The 14655-nt window shown below is 71.3% G+C and carries 11 protein-coding genes; 7 read left to right on the top strand and 4 right to left on the bottom strand.

Features of this window, described 5'->3' with window-relative positions; genetic code table 11:
* Positions 1 to 200 precede the first annotated feature (200 nt).
* A complete protein-coding gene (locus tag LPC04_RS23130) occupies positions 201 to 2762 on the top strand; it encodes a diguanylate cyclase (protein ID WP_275684665.1) in 2562 nt (853 codons plus the stop codon).
* Between the two features lie 36 nt (positions 2763 to 2798).
* On the opposite strand, the gene LPC04_RS23125 is transcribed toward LPC04_RS23130, so the two are convergent.
* From LPC04_RS23125 to LPC04_RS23110, 4 genes are all read right to left on the bottom strand, one after another.
* A complete protein-coding gene (locus LPC04_RS23125) occupies positions 2799 to 4934 on the bottom strand; it encodes a 3-hydroxyacyl-CoA dehydrogenase NAD-binding domain-containing protein (protein ID WP_275684664.1) in 2136 nt (711 codons plus the stop codon).
* A gap of 1 nt (position 4935) precedes the next feature.
* Positions 4936 to 6141 carry an acetyl-CoA C-acetyltransferase gene (locus tag LPC04_RS23120; protein WP_275684663.1) on the bottom strand — a complete coding sequence of 402 codons (1206 nt, stop codon included), beginning with the start codon at positions 6139 to 6141 and terminating at the stop codon, positions 4936 to 4938.
* Between the two features lie 135 nt (positions 6142 to 6276).
* A complete protein-coding gene (locus LPC04_RS23115) occupies positions 6277 to 6726 on the bottom strand; it encodes a MerR family transcriptional regulator (protein ID WP_275684662.1) in 450 nt (149 codons plus the stop codon).
* A 7-nt stretch (positions 6727 to 6733) separates the two neighbouring features.
* On the bottom strand, positions 6734 to 7033 hold the full coding sequence (locus LPC04_RS23110; protein WP_275684661.1) for an SCP2 sterol-binding domain-containing protein: 300 nt from the start codon (positions 7031 to 7033) through the stop codon (positions 6734 to 6736).
* Between the two features lie 198 nt (positions 7034 to 7231).
* On the opposite strand from LPC04_RS23110, the gene LPC04_RS23105 reads away from it, so the two are divergent.
* Genes LPC04_RS23105 through LPC04_RS23080 form a run of 6 tightly spaced genes read left to right on the top strand, consistent with a single transcriptional unit; the run spans position 7232 to position 14570 of the window.
* Positions 7232 to 8158 (top strand): SDR family oxidoreductase, encoded by a 927-nt coding sequence (locus tag LPC04_RS23105; protein WP_275684660.1) that lies wholly within the window; start codon positions 7232 to 7234, stop codon positions 8156 to 8158.
* Positions 8158 to 9768, top strand: coding sequence for an acyl-CoA carboxylase subunit beta (locus LPC04_RS23100; RefSeq protein WP_275684659.1), 1611 nt, complete (start codon positions 8158 to 8160; stop codon positions 9766 to 9768). The genes LPC04_RS23105 and LPC04_RS23100 overlap by 1 nt, the downstream gene beginning before the upstream one ends.
* Before the next feature lie 20 nt (positions 9769 to 9788).
* A complete protein-coding gene (locus tag LPC04_RS23095; RefSeq protein ID WP_275684658.1) occupies positions 9789 to 10943 on the top strand; it encodes an acyl-CoA dehydrogenase family protein in 1155 nt (384 codons plus the stop codon).
* Positions 10943 to 11743 (top strand): enoyl-CoA hydratase/isomerase family protein, encoded by an 801-nt coding sequence (locus LPC04_RS23090; protein ID WP_275684657.1) that lies wholly within the window; start codon positions 10943 to 10945, stop codon positions 11741 to 11743. The genes LPC04_RS23095 and LPC04_RS23090 overlap by 1 nt, the downstream gene beginning before the upstream one ends.
* Positions 11740 to 13698 carry an acetyl/propionyl/methylcrotonyl-CoA carboxylase subunit alpha gene (locus tag LPC04_RS23085; RefSeq protein WP_275684656.1) on the top strand — a complete coding sequence of 653 codons (1959 nt, stop codon included), beginning with the start codon at positions 11740 to 11742 and terminating at the stop codon, positions 13696 to 13698. The genes LPC04_RS23090 and LPC04_RS23085 overlap by 4 nt, the downstream gene beginning before the upstream one ends.
* The gene (locus tag LPC04_RS23080; RefSeq protein WP_275684655.1) at positions 13695 to 14570 is read left to right on the top strand and encodes a beta-keto acid cleavage family enzyme; all 876 of its coding nucleotides are present in this window, start codon (positions 13695 to 13697) and stop codon (positions 14568 to 14570) included. The genes LPC04_RS23085 and LPC04_RS23080 overlap by 4 nt, the downstream gene beginning before the upstream one ends.
* Positions 14571 to 14655 lie beyond the last annotated feature (85 nt).

Raw genomic sequence — 14655 nt, 5'->3', positions numbered from 1 at the left:
CGTACGGCACGTTTACAGTCGGTCCATGCCGATTGCCCCCTCCCAGCTCGCCGTCGCGAGCGGACATGTCCGCGTGCCGCATCCCGGGCACCGGGGCCACCGCATGCGCGTCGGCTGCCGCCGTGCGGATTCGCGCGGCGTGGAGCGGGGGAGCTGAAATAGTGCGCGACGCGGAGCGGAATGCCCTCTCGGCCGCAAGCGTGTCGACACGCCGGCTCGAGGAACAGTCGCCTGACCTGGCGAGCCTGGAGTTCCTCGTCGACGACGACGCGCTGATGGCGCTCGAACTCATGGTGGCGGGTGGCGACGCGTCGCCTGAGGCATTTGTCGCGCTCGCGTGGCAGTTGCGCCAGCGCAATCCGGCGCGCGCGCTGGTGCTGGCCGACGACGCCGAGGCGCGGTTCGGCGGCTGGCCGGCGGACGCCCGCCGGGGCCACGCCGCCCGCCTGCAACTGGTCTGCGCCGAGGCCGACTGGCTCGCGGGCCGTCTCGATGCCGCGGCGAGCCGGGCGCACGATGCGCTGCAGTCCTTCGATGCCGTTGCTGACGCGCGCGGCCGTGCCGATGCGCATTGGATGCGCGCGATGCTCGCGATCGACCGCGGCGACTGGCCGGGGAAGGACGCCGAGTTGCAGGCGATGGCGGAGGCAGCACGCGGGTTGGACGCGTCGCGCGTGGACATCGCGGAGGCCGCGCAGGCCTATTTTGCGGCGTTCCGCGATTCGTCGGCCGCGCACGCGCGCTGGGGCGCGCGCTTCGCCGCAGGACGGGACGGACTGTCGGTGGCGGCGGCCTGCTGGGTCGAGGATTTCCGGGCGGTATGCGCGCACCATGCGAGCGATTTCGTGCCGGCGATCCGCCACTTCGCGCGCGCCTACACGCTGGCGCTCGCGAGCGGGCAGCCGCGGCGCGCGGTGATCGCGGCAACGAACACCGGCGATTCGCTGAACCATCTCAACGACTATCCGGCCGCGCTCGACTGGATGCAGCGCGGACTGGAGCTGGCGCGTTCCGCGGGCGGCCCGGGCGCCATGGGCGTGGCGCTGCTGCAGACCGCTCACACGCTGCGGCTGCTTGACCGCCTCGATGCCAGCCGGGAGATGCTGCAGGAAGCGCTCGAGCTGATGGCGCCGCTCGCGGCTTCGCGCAACCACGCCTATGCGATGTGGCAACTGGTGGAGGTGGAGCTCGCGGCGACCCATTTCGCGGACGCGCTCGCCGTCGCGCGTGGGCTCGTGGAACGCGCGGATGCGTTGCGGCAATCCGACCTGCAGTCGCATGCCCGGTGCGGGCAGGCGAGGGCGCTGCTCGCGCTCGGCCAGCCGGCGCAGGCGCTGGCGGCGGCCGAGGCGGCGTTGCGGCACGGCGAGGGCGCGCCCAACCTGCAGGTCGCCGCGCTGCGCGTGATGGCCGACGTGCACGCGCTCGATGTCGATCGCGCGCTGCCGGCGCCGCCCGGGGTCGAGGCACCGAGCGTCGCGCTGCACGTTCTGCTGCGCGCGCTCGCGCTGGCCGACGGCATCGCTCGCTTCACGGTGCCCGGAGAACTGCTCGACGCCATCGCCCGCGAATACGCCCGCCTGGGCGACTACGTCCAGGCGTATGCCTTCAGCCAGCGGGCGGGCGTGTCGCGCGAGACCTCGCGCAGCCAGGAGGCGCGCAACCGCGCCGTGGCGATGCAGGTGACGCACGAGACCGAGCGCGCCCAGGCGGAAGCCGAGCACCAGCGCAGCCTGGCGCGCGCGCAGGCCGAGCGGCTGGAGACGCTGGAACGCCTCGGCACGATCGGCCGAGAGATCACGCGCAACCTCGAACCGTCGGCGATCCTCGCGGCGCTCGACCTGCACGTGCGCGCGCTGCTCGACGCGACGTCGCTGGTGATCCACCGCGTGTCGGCGGACGGACGCGAGCTGGTCATGATCTTCGGCGTGGAGGCCGGCGCGCCGCTGCCGCCGCACCGGATCGCAGTCGACGACCCGCGGCGCCCGGCCGCACGCTGCGCGCGCGAGCGGCGCGAGCTCATGACGGGCGGCGAGCCGGATGCCGATGGCGGCGAGGCCGCAGGGGTCGGCGGCACCGGGCACTCGCGCAGCGTCATGTGCGCGCCGCTGTCGGACGCCGACCGCCTGCTGGGCGTGATGAGCATCGGCGCGGACCGTCCGCGCGCCTATGCGGAGCGCGAGCTCGCGATCTTCCGCACGCTGTGCGCGTATGGCGCGATCGCGCTTGCGAACGCCGATGCGCAGGCGCAACTGGTGCGAAAGAACGCGCAGCTGGAGCAACTGTCGGTATCGGACACGCTGACAGGCCTGTCGAACCGGCTGCGCCTCGACCAGGTGCTGGCAGACGAGGCCGCGCGAAACGCGCGCAGCGGCGCGCCGGTGTCGGTGATCCTGCTCGACCTGGATCACTTCAAGTCCGTCAACGACCAACATGGCCACCTCGCGGGCGACCGGGTGTTGACGACGATCGGCGAACTGCTGAAGGCGAGCTCGCGGCGCACCGACGAGGTCGGCCGCTGGGGCGGCGAAGAGTTCCTCGTGGTCTGCCGCGATACCGATGTCGTCGGCGTACGCGCGCTGGCGCAGCACCTGCGCGAACGCATCGCCGCGCACGACTTCAAGGGCGTCGGCCACCGCACCGCGAGTTTCGGCGTGGCCCAGCTGGCGGACGGCGAGGATGTCGAGAGCCTCGTGGCGCGCGCGGACGTCGCGCTATACCGCGCCAAGCGCGGCGGGCGCAACCGGGTCGAGGCGGGCTAGGGCCGCGACCCCCGCCGGTACGATTGGCGCGGCGCTTCAATCCTCGAAGACGCCATCCCTCTCCGCCAGGTTCACCACCACATGCGCCGGCTCGAAGCGCGCCCCGTGCGCCCGCGCCAGCTCGCGCGCACGCGCCACGAATTTCCGCGCCCCCATCGCGTTGACGAACTGCAGCGCCCCGCCATGGAACGGCGCGAAGCCCCAGCCGAAGATCGAGCCGATGTTGGCGTCGGCCACCGAGCGCAGCACGCCTTCCTCGACACAGCGCGCGGCCTCGTTGGCTTGCACGAACATGAGGCGGTCGATCAGTTCCCGCTGGGTCGGCTGCTGCGCGGCGACGGGGAACATCTCGGCCAGGCCGGGCCACAGGCTGCGGCCGGCGTCCGTCCAGTCGTAGAAGCCGAGGTTGGCCTTGCGGCCGATGCGGCCCAGCTCGCACATCTGGCGCAGCACCGATTCGCCGGGGTGCTCGACGTAGGCCTTGCCCTCGGCGGCGAGATCCTTGCGGGTCTGGTCGGCCACGTGCAGCGCCAGCGTCAGCGAGACCTCGTCCTGCAGCGCCAGCGGCGGCATCGGCATGCCGGCCTGCAGGCCCGCGGCCTCGATGTGGCGCGGGTGCACGCCTTCCTTGAGCATCGCCAGGCCTTCCATCACGTAGGTCGCGAACACGCGGCTCGTGTAGAAGCCGCGCGAGTCGTTGACGACGATGGGCGTCTTGCCGATCTGGCGCACGAAGTCGAACGCGAGCGCGAGCGTCGCGTCGTCGGTCTGCCTGCCCATGATGATCTCGACCAGCGGCATCTTGTCGACCGGCGAGAAGAAGTGCAGGCCGATGAACTGCGTGGGGCGCACGCTGGCCTGCGCGAGGCTGGTGATCGGCAGCGTGGACGTGTTGGACGCGAACACCGCCTCGTGCGCGAGCTGGGCCTCGGCGCGGCGCGTCACGTCCGCCTTGATCGAGCGATCCTCGAACACGGCCTCGACGACGAGGTCGCAGCCGGCGAGATCCTCGAACTGCACGGTCGGCGTGATGCGCGCGAGCGTCGCGTCGCGCTGCTCGGGCGTCGTCTGGCCCTTGCGCACGGCCTTGTCCAGCAAGTCCTGCGAATAGAGGCGGCCGCGCACGGCGTTGTCGGGCGAGGTGTCGAGCAGCTTGACCTCGATCCCCGCCCTGGCCGCGACGTAGGCGATGCCCGCGCCCATCATGCCGGCGCCGAGGATGCCCAGGCGCTTGACGAGCCGCGGCTCGAAGCCGGCGGGCCGCGACGCGCCTTTCTCGATCGCCTGCAGCTGGTACCAGAGCGTGCCGATCATGTTGCGCGATTCGGGCGACACCACGCAGGCCGCGAAGTAGCGCGACTCGATCTCGAGCGCCGCGTCGAAGCCGACGACGCCGCCCTCGAACACGCACGACAGGATGTGCGTGATCGCGGGATAATTGCCCTGGCTCTTGGCCGACACCATGGACGGCGCGATCGAGAACAGCTGCGCCGCCGCGGGACTGCGCGAGTCGCCGCCGGGATAGCGGAACTTCGGCGTGTCCCACGGTTGCTTGGGCGACGGGTTCGCGAGGATCCATGCGCGCGCCTTCGCGTGCAGCTCGTCCGCCGAAGACGCCAGTTCGCCGACCAGGCCCGACTTCAACGCCTGCGAAGCGCGCACGTCCGAGCCTTCGCCCATCCACTGCAGCGCCTGCTGCATGCCGACGAGCCGCGGCAGGCGTTGCGTGCCGCCGCCGCCGGGCAGCAGGCCCAGCTTGACTTCTGGCAGGCCCAGGCGCGCCCTGCCGTCGTCGAGCACGATGCGGTGATGGCAGGCCAGCGCGATCTCCAGCCCGCCGCCCAGGCACTTGCCGTTGATCGCCGCGACCACGGGCTTGCCGCCCAGCTCCATCGCGCGCAGCAGCTTCTTGAAGCGCATCGATTCGTCGAAGGCCTGCTGCGCCGTCTCCAGCGCGCGCAGGCGGTCGACGTCGGCGCCGGCGAGGAAGTCCTTCTTGCTGGACGCGAGGACGAGGCCCTTGATCGAGGCGTCGGTCGCCAGGCGCTCGACCAGTGCCGCGAGCGGCACGGCGAGGTCGTCGTTGAGCACGTTCATCGAACGGCCCGGGGAGTTGATCGTGGCGGTGGCGATGCCGTCGGCGCAGACGCTCACGAGAAGTGCTTCACTCATTTCAGATCCTCTCGATGATCGTCGCGATGCCCATGCCGCCGCCGACGCACAGCGTGGCGCAGCCGAGCGCTTGGTCGCGGCGTTCGAGTTCGTCGAGCAGCGTGCCGAGGATGATGCAGCCGGTCGCGCCGAGCGGATGGCCCATCGCGATCGCGCCGCCGTTGACGTTGACGCGATCCAGCGACACGCCGAGGTCGCGCGCCGTCTTCATGGGCACCGCGGCGAAGGCCTCGTTGATCTCCCACAGGTCGATGTCGGACGCCTGCAGGCCGGCCTTGGCGAGCGCCTTGCGGCACGCCGGCGTCGGGCCGGTCAGCATGATGGTGGGCTCGGAGCCGATCACCGCGACGCTGCGGATGCGCGCCCGCGCCCGCAGCCCGGCCCGCGCGCCCGCTTCGGCCGAGCCGATCAGCATCAGCGCGGCGCCATCGACGATGCCCGACGCGTTGCCCGCGTGGTGCACGTGCGTGATCTTCTCGACCGTCGTGTACTTGCGCAGCGCGGTGGCGTCGAAGCCCATCGCGCCCATCGCCGCGAACGACGGTTCGAGCCTGGCCATCGCCTCGAGCGTGGCGTTGGCGCGGATCGTCTCGTCCTCGGCCAGCAGCAGCAGGCCGGCGATGTCGTGCACGGGCACGACGGACTTCTTGAAATGCCCTGCCGCCCGAGCCGCCGCGGCCCGCTGATGCGACTGCAGCGCATACGTGTCGAGATCGTGGCGCGTGAAGCCTTCGAGCATCGCGATCAGGTCGGCGCTGATGCCTTGCGGGATGAACGCGATGCCCTGGTTGATGCGCGGATCCATGAACCACGCGCCGCCGTCCGAGCCCATCGTCCAGCGGCTCATCGATTCGATGCCGCCAGCGACGACGAAGTCCTCAAAGCCGCTCGCCACCTTGGCCGCGGCCAGGTTGACGGCCTCCAGGCCCGACGCGCAGAAGCGCGACAGCGTGACGCCGGCGACGGACTCGGCCCAGCCGGCGTCGAGCACCGCCGTGCGCGCGATGTCGGCGCCTTGCTCGCCCACCGGCGTGACGCAGCCGAGCACGACGTCGTCGACGAGCGCGGTGTCGAGATCCAGTCGCTGCTGCAGCGACTGCAGCAGCCCGCGCAGCAGCCACACCGGCGTCGCCTGGTGCAGGCTGCCGTCCTTCTTGCCCTTGCCGCGCGGGGTGCGGACGTGGTCGTAGATCAGTGCGTCTGACATGGTGTTGCGTCTCACATTTCTAGGGTTTGCCGGCCGCAGGCCCGACCAAGCTCTCGGGAAGCGAGGATCACATCCGAGCCGAACCGAGCGCCCCCTCGGGGGGCAGCGACCGGAGGGAGCGTGGGGGTGGTCATGTCACTTTCCCAGGCCACGCTTGACCGTGGCGTTGATGATTCGCAGCTCGGCCAGCGACGCGTCGATGTGCGCGCGCTTCTGCTCGAGTTCGGCGATGGCCTTGGTCGTCTTGTCCAGCACGTACTTCATCTGCACCGTGCGGCCCTCGCCGTGCGTGCCGTACAGGTCGAGGTAGTGCTTGATCTCGGCGAGCGACGAGCCGATGGCCTTGGCGCGCAGGATCAGCTGCAGCCGCGCGCGGTCGCGCCGCGTGTACACGCGCGTGCCGTTGACGCGCCGCGGCGAGAGCAGGCCCTTGTCCTCGTAGAAGCGCAGCGCGCGCGGCGAGATGCCGAACTCCTGGCACAGCTCCGCGATGCCGAACAGCTGGCCGGCGTCGTCGCTGCGATGGTCGGCGACGACCTCGTCCGCGGTCTGCGGGCGCGTGGCGTGGCGGGCCGGGCGGTCCACGGCGGTCTCAGAGAATGCGTTGCAGCTTGAGCGCGACGCTCATGTCGCCCGACACCTTGAACTTGCCCATCATGAAGCCGGTGGTGGGCTCGAGCTCGCCGGCGAGCAGGTCGCCGAGCGTGGCCAGGGCGAGCGCGACGGTGCAGTCGGCCACGATGGACGCGTCGTTGGACACCGTGTTGGGCACCTTGGTGGCGTCGATCACGATCGCGCCGTCGGCGCCGCAGTCGAACTTCAGCACGGCGCCGAGGCCGCAGTCCTCGCCGACCTTGGCGCGCAGTTGTTCGGTGGCGGTCTCGATGTCCATGGGAAGTCCTGAGGGGAATTGGGTTGGGGATGGCGTGCGTCGGCCCCGGAGGGCGTGCCAGACGATCGCGGCCATGCTATGCCCTGGACGTGACGAAGCCATCAGTGTAATTCCCGACGCGGGATGAGGTTGACGTTAACGTCACCCTGAAGCCTAATGCGGCACGCACATCGCTTCGCTGCAAAGAAACGCGTTTTCATGACGACAGCTTCTCCGGATCCGAACGACGCCGCCATCCCTTCTTCGCGCTACCGCAGCGTGTTCGCCACGGGGCTGTTCGCGGGCCGGCGCATCTGGGTCACCGGCGGCGGCTCGGGCATCGGCCGGGCCGTCGCGCACGAGCTGGCGGCGCTCGGCGCTAACGTTGTCATCAGTGGGCGCAGCGCCGACAAGCTCGAGCGCGTGGCCGCCGAGATCCGCGAGGACGGCGGCCAGTGCGCCTGGCGCGCGTTCGACATCCGCGACGACGAGGCCGTCAAGACCAACGTCGCCGACGTCGTCGCGAGCGAGGGCGTGGTGCACGGCCTGGTCAACAACGCCGGCGGCCAGTTCCCCGCGCCGATGATGGCCATCAGCAAGCGCGGCTTCGAGGCCGTGGTCGCCAACAACCTGACCGGCGGCTTCCTGATGATGCGCGAGCTGTTCCTGCAGAGCTTCCAGCAGCACGGCGGCGCCATCGTCAACATGACGGCCGACTTCCGCAACGGCATGCCCGGCATGGCGCACTCGGGCGCGGCGCGCGCGGGCATGAGCAATCTCACGATGACGGCGTCGTTCGAATGGGCGTCGTCCGGCGTGCGCGTCAACGCGGTCGCGCCGGGCTGGATCGCCTCCAGCGGCATGGACACGTACGGCGGCGCGATGAAGGCCATGATTCCCAAGCTCAAGCGCCACGTGCCGCTGCGCCGGCTGGGCCTCGAGGCCGAGGTCAGCGCGGCCATCGTGTTCCTGCTGTCGCCGGCGGCGTCGTTCATCACGGGCGTCACGCTGCAGATCGACGGCGGCGCGTCGCTGGGCTCGCCGCTGTTCCCGTCGGTCGACCACGACCGGTCGGTGCCGTTCGACGGCTTCCATCGCGCGGTCACGCCGGAAGTCCTGCAGCAAGACAAGCCGGACGCCGCCTGATGCCCGCGATCGTCAGCAAGATCGATCCGAGGTCCGCGGCGTTCGTCGCGAATGCGTCGTGCATGGCCGGGAAGCTGGCCGAAGTGCGCAAGCTCGAACAGCAGGTCATTGCCGAGAGCGCCAGCAAGCGCGACAAGTTCGAGCAACGCGGCCAGCTGCTGCCGCGCGAGCGCGTCGCTCAGCTGCTCGATCGCGGCAGCGGATTCCTCGAGCTGTCGCCGCTGGCCGGACTCGGCATGCATGACGACGACGGCAGGAAGAGCGTGCAGGGCGGCGGCTCCATCGTCGGCATCGGGCTGGTGGCGGGCAAGCGCGTGGTGATCTCGGCCAGCGACAGCGCGTTGAAGGGCGGCACCGTCTCGCCGATGGGCCTGCGCAAGGCGTTGCGTGCGCAGCAGGTCGCGCTCGAGAACAGGCTGCCGCTCGTCTACCTCGTCGAGTCCGGCGGCGCCAACCTGATGTACCAGAGCGAGATGTTCGTCGAGGGCGGACGCAGCTTCGCCAACCAGGCGCGGCTGTCGGCGGCGGGCATCCCGCAGATCGCCGTCGTGCACGGTTCGTCGACCGCCGGCGGCGCCTACCTCCCGGGGTTGTCCGACTACGTCGTGCTGGTGCGCGGCCGCTCCAGCATCTACCTGGCCGGCCCGCCGCTGGTGAAGGCGGCGATCGGCGAGGACGCCACCGACGACGAACTCGGCGGCGCGCAGACGCATGCCGAGGTCACCGGCCTGGGCGAGTACCTCGGCGAGAACGACGCCCACGCGATCGCGATCGCGCGCGAGCTGGTCGACAAGCTGCAGTGGGACGCCGCGCCGCCGGCCAACCAGTGCGTCGAGCCGCTCTACGACGCCGAAGAGCTGATGGGCATCGTGCCCGCCGACGAGCGCGAGCCCTACGACGTGCGCGAGGTCATCGCCCGCCTGGTCGACGGCTCCGACTTCCTCGAGTTCAAGCCCGGCTTCGGCGCCGACACGCTGTGCGGCCACGCGCGCGTCGACGGCCAGGCCGTGGGCATCCTCGGCAACATGGGCCCGATCCAGCCGAACGGCGCCAACAAGGCCGCGCAGTTCATCCAGCTGTGCGACCAGACCGGCACGCCGCTCGTGTTCCTGCAGAACACCACCGGCTACATGGTCGGCTCGGCCGCCGAGCGCGGCGGCGCGATCAAGCATGGCGCGAAGATGATCCAGGCGGTCGCCAACGCGCGCGTCCCGAAGTTCACGTTCGTGATCGGCGGCTCGTTCGGCGCCGGCAACTACGGCATGTGCGGCCGCGGCTTCGACCCGCGCTTCATCTTCAGCTGGCCCAACGCGCGCACCGCGGTGATGGGCGGCGCGCAGGCCGGCAAGGTGATGGAGATCGTCGGCGCCGCGAAGCTCGCGCGCGCCGGGGCGCCGGTCGATGACGAGGCGCTGGCCGCGATGGGCAAGCAGTTGCGCGACCGCATCGACCGCGAATCCCATGTGCTGTTCGGCACCGCGCGGCTGTGGGACGACGGCATCGTCGCCCCGCGCGACACGCGCCGCGTGCTCTCGCTCGCGCTGGCGCTCGCGCGCGAGGCCGATGCGCGCACCTTGCGCCCGAACGCGTTCGGCGTCGCGCGCTTCTAGAAGACATCAACGAGACAACCATGAAATTCACGACCGAACACAAGGCCCTGTCCGAGACCGTCACCCGCTTCGTCGAGAAGGAGCTGAACCCCTTCGTGCCGAAGTGGGAGGCCGACGAGCAATACCCGGCGCATGAGGTGATGAAGAAGCTGGGCGGCCTCGGCCTGCTCGGACTGAAATACCCCGAGGAATTCGGCGGCGCCGGCCTGGACTTCAGCTACTCGATGGTGATGGCCGAGGCGCTCGGCAACTGCGGCTGCGGCGGGGTGCCGATGTCCATCGGCGTGCACACCGACATGTGCACGCCCGCGCTGGCCCGCTTCGGCTCCGACGAGCTGCGCCGCGAGTTCCTGGTGCCGTCGATCGCGGGCGACGTCGTCGGCTGCCTGGGCGTGAGCGAGCCGGGCGGCGGCTCGGACGTCGCGGCCGTCAAGACCACCGCGCGCAAGCACGGCGACGACTACATCATCGACGGCAGCAAGATGTGGATCACCAACGGACTGCAGGCCGACTGGTGCTGCCTGCTGGCCAACACGTCCGACGGCCAGGCGCACAAGAACAAGAGCTTGATCATCGTGCCGATGAACCTGCCCGGGATCACCAAGCAGAAGATCCACAAGATCGGCATGGACTCGTCCGACACCGCGCTGCTGTTCTTCGACGGCGTGCGCGTGCCGCAGCGCTACCTGATCGGCCAGGAGGGCATGGGCTTCGCGTTCCAGATGATGCAGTTCCAGGAGGAGCGCATGTGGGGCGCGGCCTCGTCGCTGCGCAGCCTCGACCGCCTGATCGACCTGACCATCGAGTACACGCGCGAGCGCAAGGCCTTCGGCAAGAGCATCCTCGACAACCAGGTGGTGCACTTCCGCCTCGCCGAACTGCGCACCGAGGTGGCCGCGCTGCGCGCGCTGACCTACGACTGCTGCGAGCAATACGTGTCGGGCAAGGACGTCACCAAGCTGGCGTCGATGGCCAAGCTCAAGTGCGGGCGCCTGAGCCGCGAGGTCGCCGACAGCTGCCTGCAGTTCTGGGGCGGCATGGGCTTCACGCGCGACAACCCGATCTCGCAGGCCTACCGCGACTCGCGCCTGATCTCGATCGGCGGCGGCGCCGACGAGGTGATGCTGGGCATCATCTGCAAGCTCGAGGGCACGCTGCCGAAGGGTGGCCATTGATGGACGACGCGACGCTCGCAGTCGCGTCGCGGGGCGGCGTGCTGCACGTGACGCTGAACCGGCCGGCGCAGCGCAACGCAATGTCGCTGCGGATGGTCGACGAGCTGCGTGCGGTGCTGGCAGATGCGGAAGCCTCGGGCGACGTGCGCGCGATCGTGCTGCGCGGCGCCGGCGGACACTTCTGCGCCGGGGCCGACCTGCAGGACATGGCGCAGGCCCGCCAGCGCGAGCTCGCCGGCGACAGCGACGCCATCGCCGCCGTCAATGCGCGTTTCGGCCAGCTGTGCGGCGCGTTCGCGCGCACGGGCCTCGCGACCATCGCGGTGCTCGAAGGCACGGTGATGGGCGGCGGCCTGGGGCTGGCCTGCGTCGTCGACGTCGCGCTGGCCGGGCAGGGCGCGCAGCTGCGGCTGCCCGAGACCTCGCTGGGCATCGTTCCCGCGCAGATCGCGGCCTTTCTCGTCGAGCGGGTCGGCGGGTCGCAGGCGCGCCGCCTCGCGGTGACAGGCAGCAGGCTCGACGCCGCGCAGGCGCTGGCGATCGGCCTGGTGCACGAGGTGCATGAGGACGGCGCCGCGCTCGACGCCGCGCTGGCCGCGACGCTCGCGCAGGTGCTGCGCTGCGCGCCTGGCGCGATCGCCGCGACCAAGGCCTTGATGGCGCAGGCGCTGCACACGCCCGCGGCCGACCTGATCGAGGATGCCGCGCGCCTGTTCGCGCGGGCCGCGCGTGGGCCCGAGGGCGTCGAGGGCATGACGGCCTTCCTGCAGAAGCGTTCGCCGTCGTGGGCGCCGCAATGAACAAGATCCTGGTCGCCAACCGCGGCGAGATCGCGTGTCGTGTGATCCGCACGGCGCGCGCGATGGGCTATCGAACGGTCGCCGTGTTCAGCGAGCCCGATGCCGCGTCGCCGCACGTCGCGCTGGCCGACGAGGCCGTGGCGTTGGACGGCCAGACGGCGACGGAGTCCTACCTCCGAGTCGACGCGATCCTCGATGCCTGCAAGCGCACCGGCGCCGATGCGGTGCATCCGGGCTACGGCTTCCTGTCCGAACGCGCCGACTTCGCGCAGGCCTGTGCCGATGCCGGACTCGTCTTCATCGGGCCGCCCGCGTCGGCGATCGCCGCGATGGGCGACAAGGCGGGCGCGAAGCGACGCATGCTCGCGGCGGGCGTCCCCTGCGTGCCGGGCTATCTCGGCGACGACCAGTCCGATGCGGCGTTGACCGAGCAGGCCAACGTGCTGGGGTATCCGCTGCTGGTGAAGGCCGTGGCCGGCGGCGGCGGCCGCGGCATGCGGCTCGTGCATGCGCAGAACGAACTCGCCGATGCGCTGGCCGGCGCGCGGCGCGAGGCGGCGTCGGCGTTCGGCGACGGCACGCTGATGCTGGAACGCCTCGTCACCGACGGCCGCCACATCGAGATCCAGGTGTTCGCCGACACGCGCGGCAACGTCGTCCATCTCGGCGAGCGCGACTGCAGCGCGCAGCGGCGGCGCCAGAAGGTGATCGAGGAGTCGCCGTCGCCCTTCGTCGACGCCGCGATGCGCGAGGCGATGGGGCGCGATGCGGTGGCCGCGGCGAAGGCGGTGGGCTACGTCGGCGCGGGCACGATCGAGTTCATCGTCGACGCGCAGCGCCGCCATTTCTTCCTCGAGATGAACACGCGGCTGCAGGTCGAGCATCCCGTCACCGAGTGCGTGACCGGCCTCGATCTCGTCGAGTGGCAGCTGCGAGTCGCCGCGGGCGAGCCCTTGCCGCTGCGCCAGGACGAGATCCGCTGGGCCGGCCACGCCGTCGAGGCGCGCCTGTATGCCGAGGATCCGTACGAGCACTTCGCGCCGCAGGCGGGCCGCATCGCCCATTGGCGTCCCGCGCGCGCGTCACGCGAGGGCGCACGCATCGACGACGGCATCGCCGAAGGCGGCGCCGTCTCGCCGTTCTACGACGCGATGGTGGCCAAGCTGATCGTGCACGGCCGCGACCGCGCCGACGCGCTGCGCCGCCTCGGCGCCGCGCTGGAGGCCGTGCCGTTGCTGGGCCTGCGCACCAACGGCCGCTACCTGTGCGACCTGCTGCGGCATCCCGAATTCGTCGCCGGCGCCGTCACGACAAGGCGGCTCGACGACTGGGCCGCGCAGGGCGAGGCGATCAACGTGGCGCCCGTGCCCGACGACGCGGACTGGGCCATCGTCGCCGCGCTGCGCATGCGCGCGCCGGGCGACGCACCGACCAGCGGGCCGGTCGCACTGAGCGTCGCCTCGCGCCGCATCACGCTCGCCTGCGCGGGCGTGACGCGCGCGCTGGCGGTCGCGGGCACGCGCGTGAGCGAGGGCGGGCGCGACGTCGACGTCGTGCTGCACGCGCCCGATGCCGACGGCTGGCGCGCGGTCGACATCGACGGCGTGCGGCGCCAGTGCCTGCTCGTCGACGACGGCCGGCGCGTGCACCTCGCGCGCGACGCCGCGGTGCACGTGTTCGAGGAGCCGTCGCCGTTCCCGCAGCCCGACGCGAGCACCGCGGCGCGCGTGGCGCGTGCGCCGGTCGCGGGCGTCGTCGCGCAGTTGGCCGTCGAGGTCGGACAGCGCGTGGTCGCGGGACAGCCGCTTGTCTGCGTCGAGGCAATGAAGATGGAGATGTGGCTCAACGCCGCGGCCGACGGCGTCGTCAGCGCGGTGCGCGTCGTGCCGCGCGACACGGTGGCCTCGGGCGCGGTGCTGGTCGAGCTCGATCTCGACGCCAGGGAGACGACATGAACGAAGCGATCCTGACCTGCGCGCTGACCGGCGTGCTGACCGATCCGGCGCAGCACCCGGTGCCCGTCACCGCCGCGCAGATGGCCGCCGAGGCGCGCGACGCGTTCAACGCGGGCGCTTCCATCATGCACGTGCACATCCGCCGGCAGGAGGACGGGCAGGGCCACCTGCCGTCGTGGGATCCGGAGGTCGCGGCCGAGGTCTGCGACGCGATCCGCGCGGCGTGCCCGGGCGTGATCATCAACCTGACGACCGGCGTCATCGGCAAGGACATCAGCGGCCCCGTGGCCTGCATCGCGCGCGTGAAGCCCGAGATCGCCGCCTGCAACGCCGGCAGCCTCAACTACCTCAAGCTGCGCTCGGACGGCCGCTGGGCCTGGCCGCCGATGGTGTTCGACAACCCCGTGGCCAAGGTGCAGCAGTTCCTCGACGCCATGGAGGCCGCGGGCGCACATCCGGAGTTCGAGTGCTTCGACGTGGGCATCGTGCGCTCCGTCGGCATGTACCTGAAGTCGGGCATGTTCAAGCCGACCATGGGCACGCCCGAGTACAACCTGGTGATGGGCGTGGCGTCGGGCATGCCCTGCGACGCCGACCTGCTGGCGCTGCTGCCGCGCTGGATCGCACCGGGCGCGGTGTGGCAGGCGACGCTGATCGGCCGCGAGGAGATCTGGCCGGTGCACCAGAAGACGGCCGAGCTCGGCGGCATGCTGCGCACCGGCCTCGAGGACAGCTTCTACCTGCCGGGCGGCGAGCGCGCGAGCGGCAACGGCGCGATGATCGAGGCGCTGGCGGCGTGCGCGCAGCGCGCGGGGCGACCCATCGCCTCGCCTGCTCGAGCGCGCGAACTGCTGGGCCTGGGCGCGAGATAGCGCTGCTGCGCTCGACGTGAAATCCCGGAGTCGCGCCGCGAGATCGCGCGCGTAGGATGCGCGCATCCTTCAATCTCGGAGCGCC

This window comes from Scleromatobacter humisilvae (assembly GCF_023231945.1).
GTDB lineage: Bacteria > Pseudomonadota > Gammaproteobacteria > Burkholderiales > Burkholderiaceae_C > Scleromatobacter > Scleromatobacter humisilvae.
Note: the sequence above shows the minus strand (reverse complement) of the source record. Positions and strands in the feature narration are given on the sequence as shown.

Excerpts from the sequence above, each read along its gene's own strand:
- LPC04_RS23125 (WP_275684664.1), bottom strand. The coding sequence starts at position 4,934 with ATGAGTGAAGCACTTCTCGTGAGCGTCTGCGCCGACGGCATCGCCACC.
- LPC04_RS23120 (WP_275684663.1), bottom strand. The coding sequence starts at position 6,141 with ATGTCAGACGCACTGATCTACGACCACGTCCGCACCCCGCGCGGCAAG.
- LPC04_RS23110 (WP_275684661.1), bottom strand. The coding sequence starts at position 7,033 with ATGGACATCGAGACCGCCACCGAACAACTGCGCGCCAAGGTCGGCGAG.
- LPC04_RS23105 (WP_275684660.1), top strand. The coding sequence starts at position 7,232 with ATGACGACAGCTTCTCCGGATCCGAACGACGCCGCCATCCCTTCTTCG.
- LPC04_RS23100 (WP_275684659.1), top strand. The coding sequence starts at position 8,158 with ATGCCCGCGATCGTCAGCAAGATCGATCCGAGGTCCGCGGCGTTCGTC.
- LPC04_RS23095 (WP_275684658.1), top strand. The coding sequence starts at position 9,789 with ATGAAATTCACGACCGAACACAAGGCCCTGTCCGAGACCGTCACCCGC.
- LPC04_RS23090 (WP_275684657.1), top strand. The coding sequence starts at position 10,943 with ATGGACGACGCGACGCTCGCAGTCGCGTCGCGGGGCGGCGTGCTGCAC.
- LPC04_RS23085 (WP_275684656.1), top strand. The coding sequence starts at position 11,740 with ATGAACAAGATCCTGGTCGCCAACCGCGGCGAGATCGCGTGTCGTGTG.
- LPC04_RS23080 (WP_275684655.1), top strand. The coding sequence starts at position 13,695 with ATGAACGAAGCGATCCTGACCTGCGCGCTGACCGGCGTGCTGACCGAT.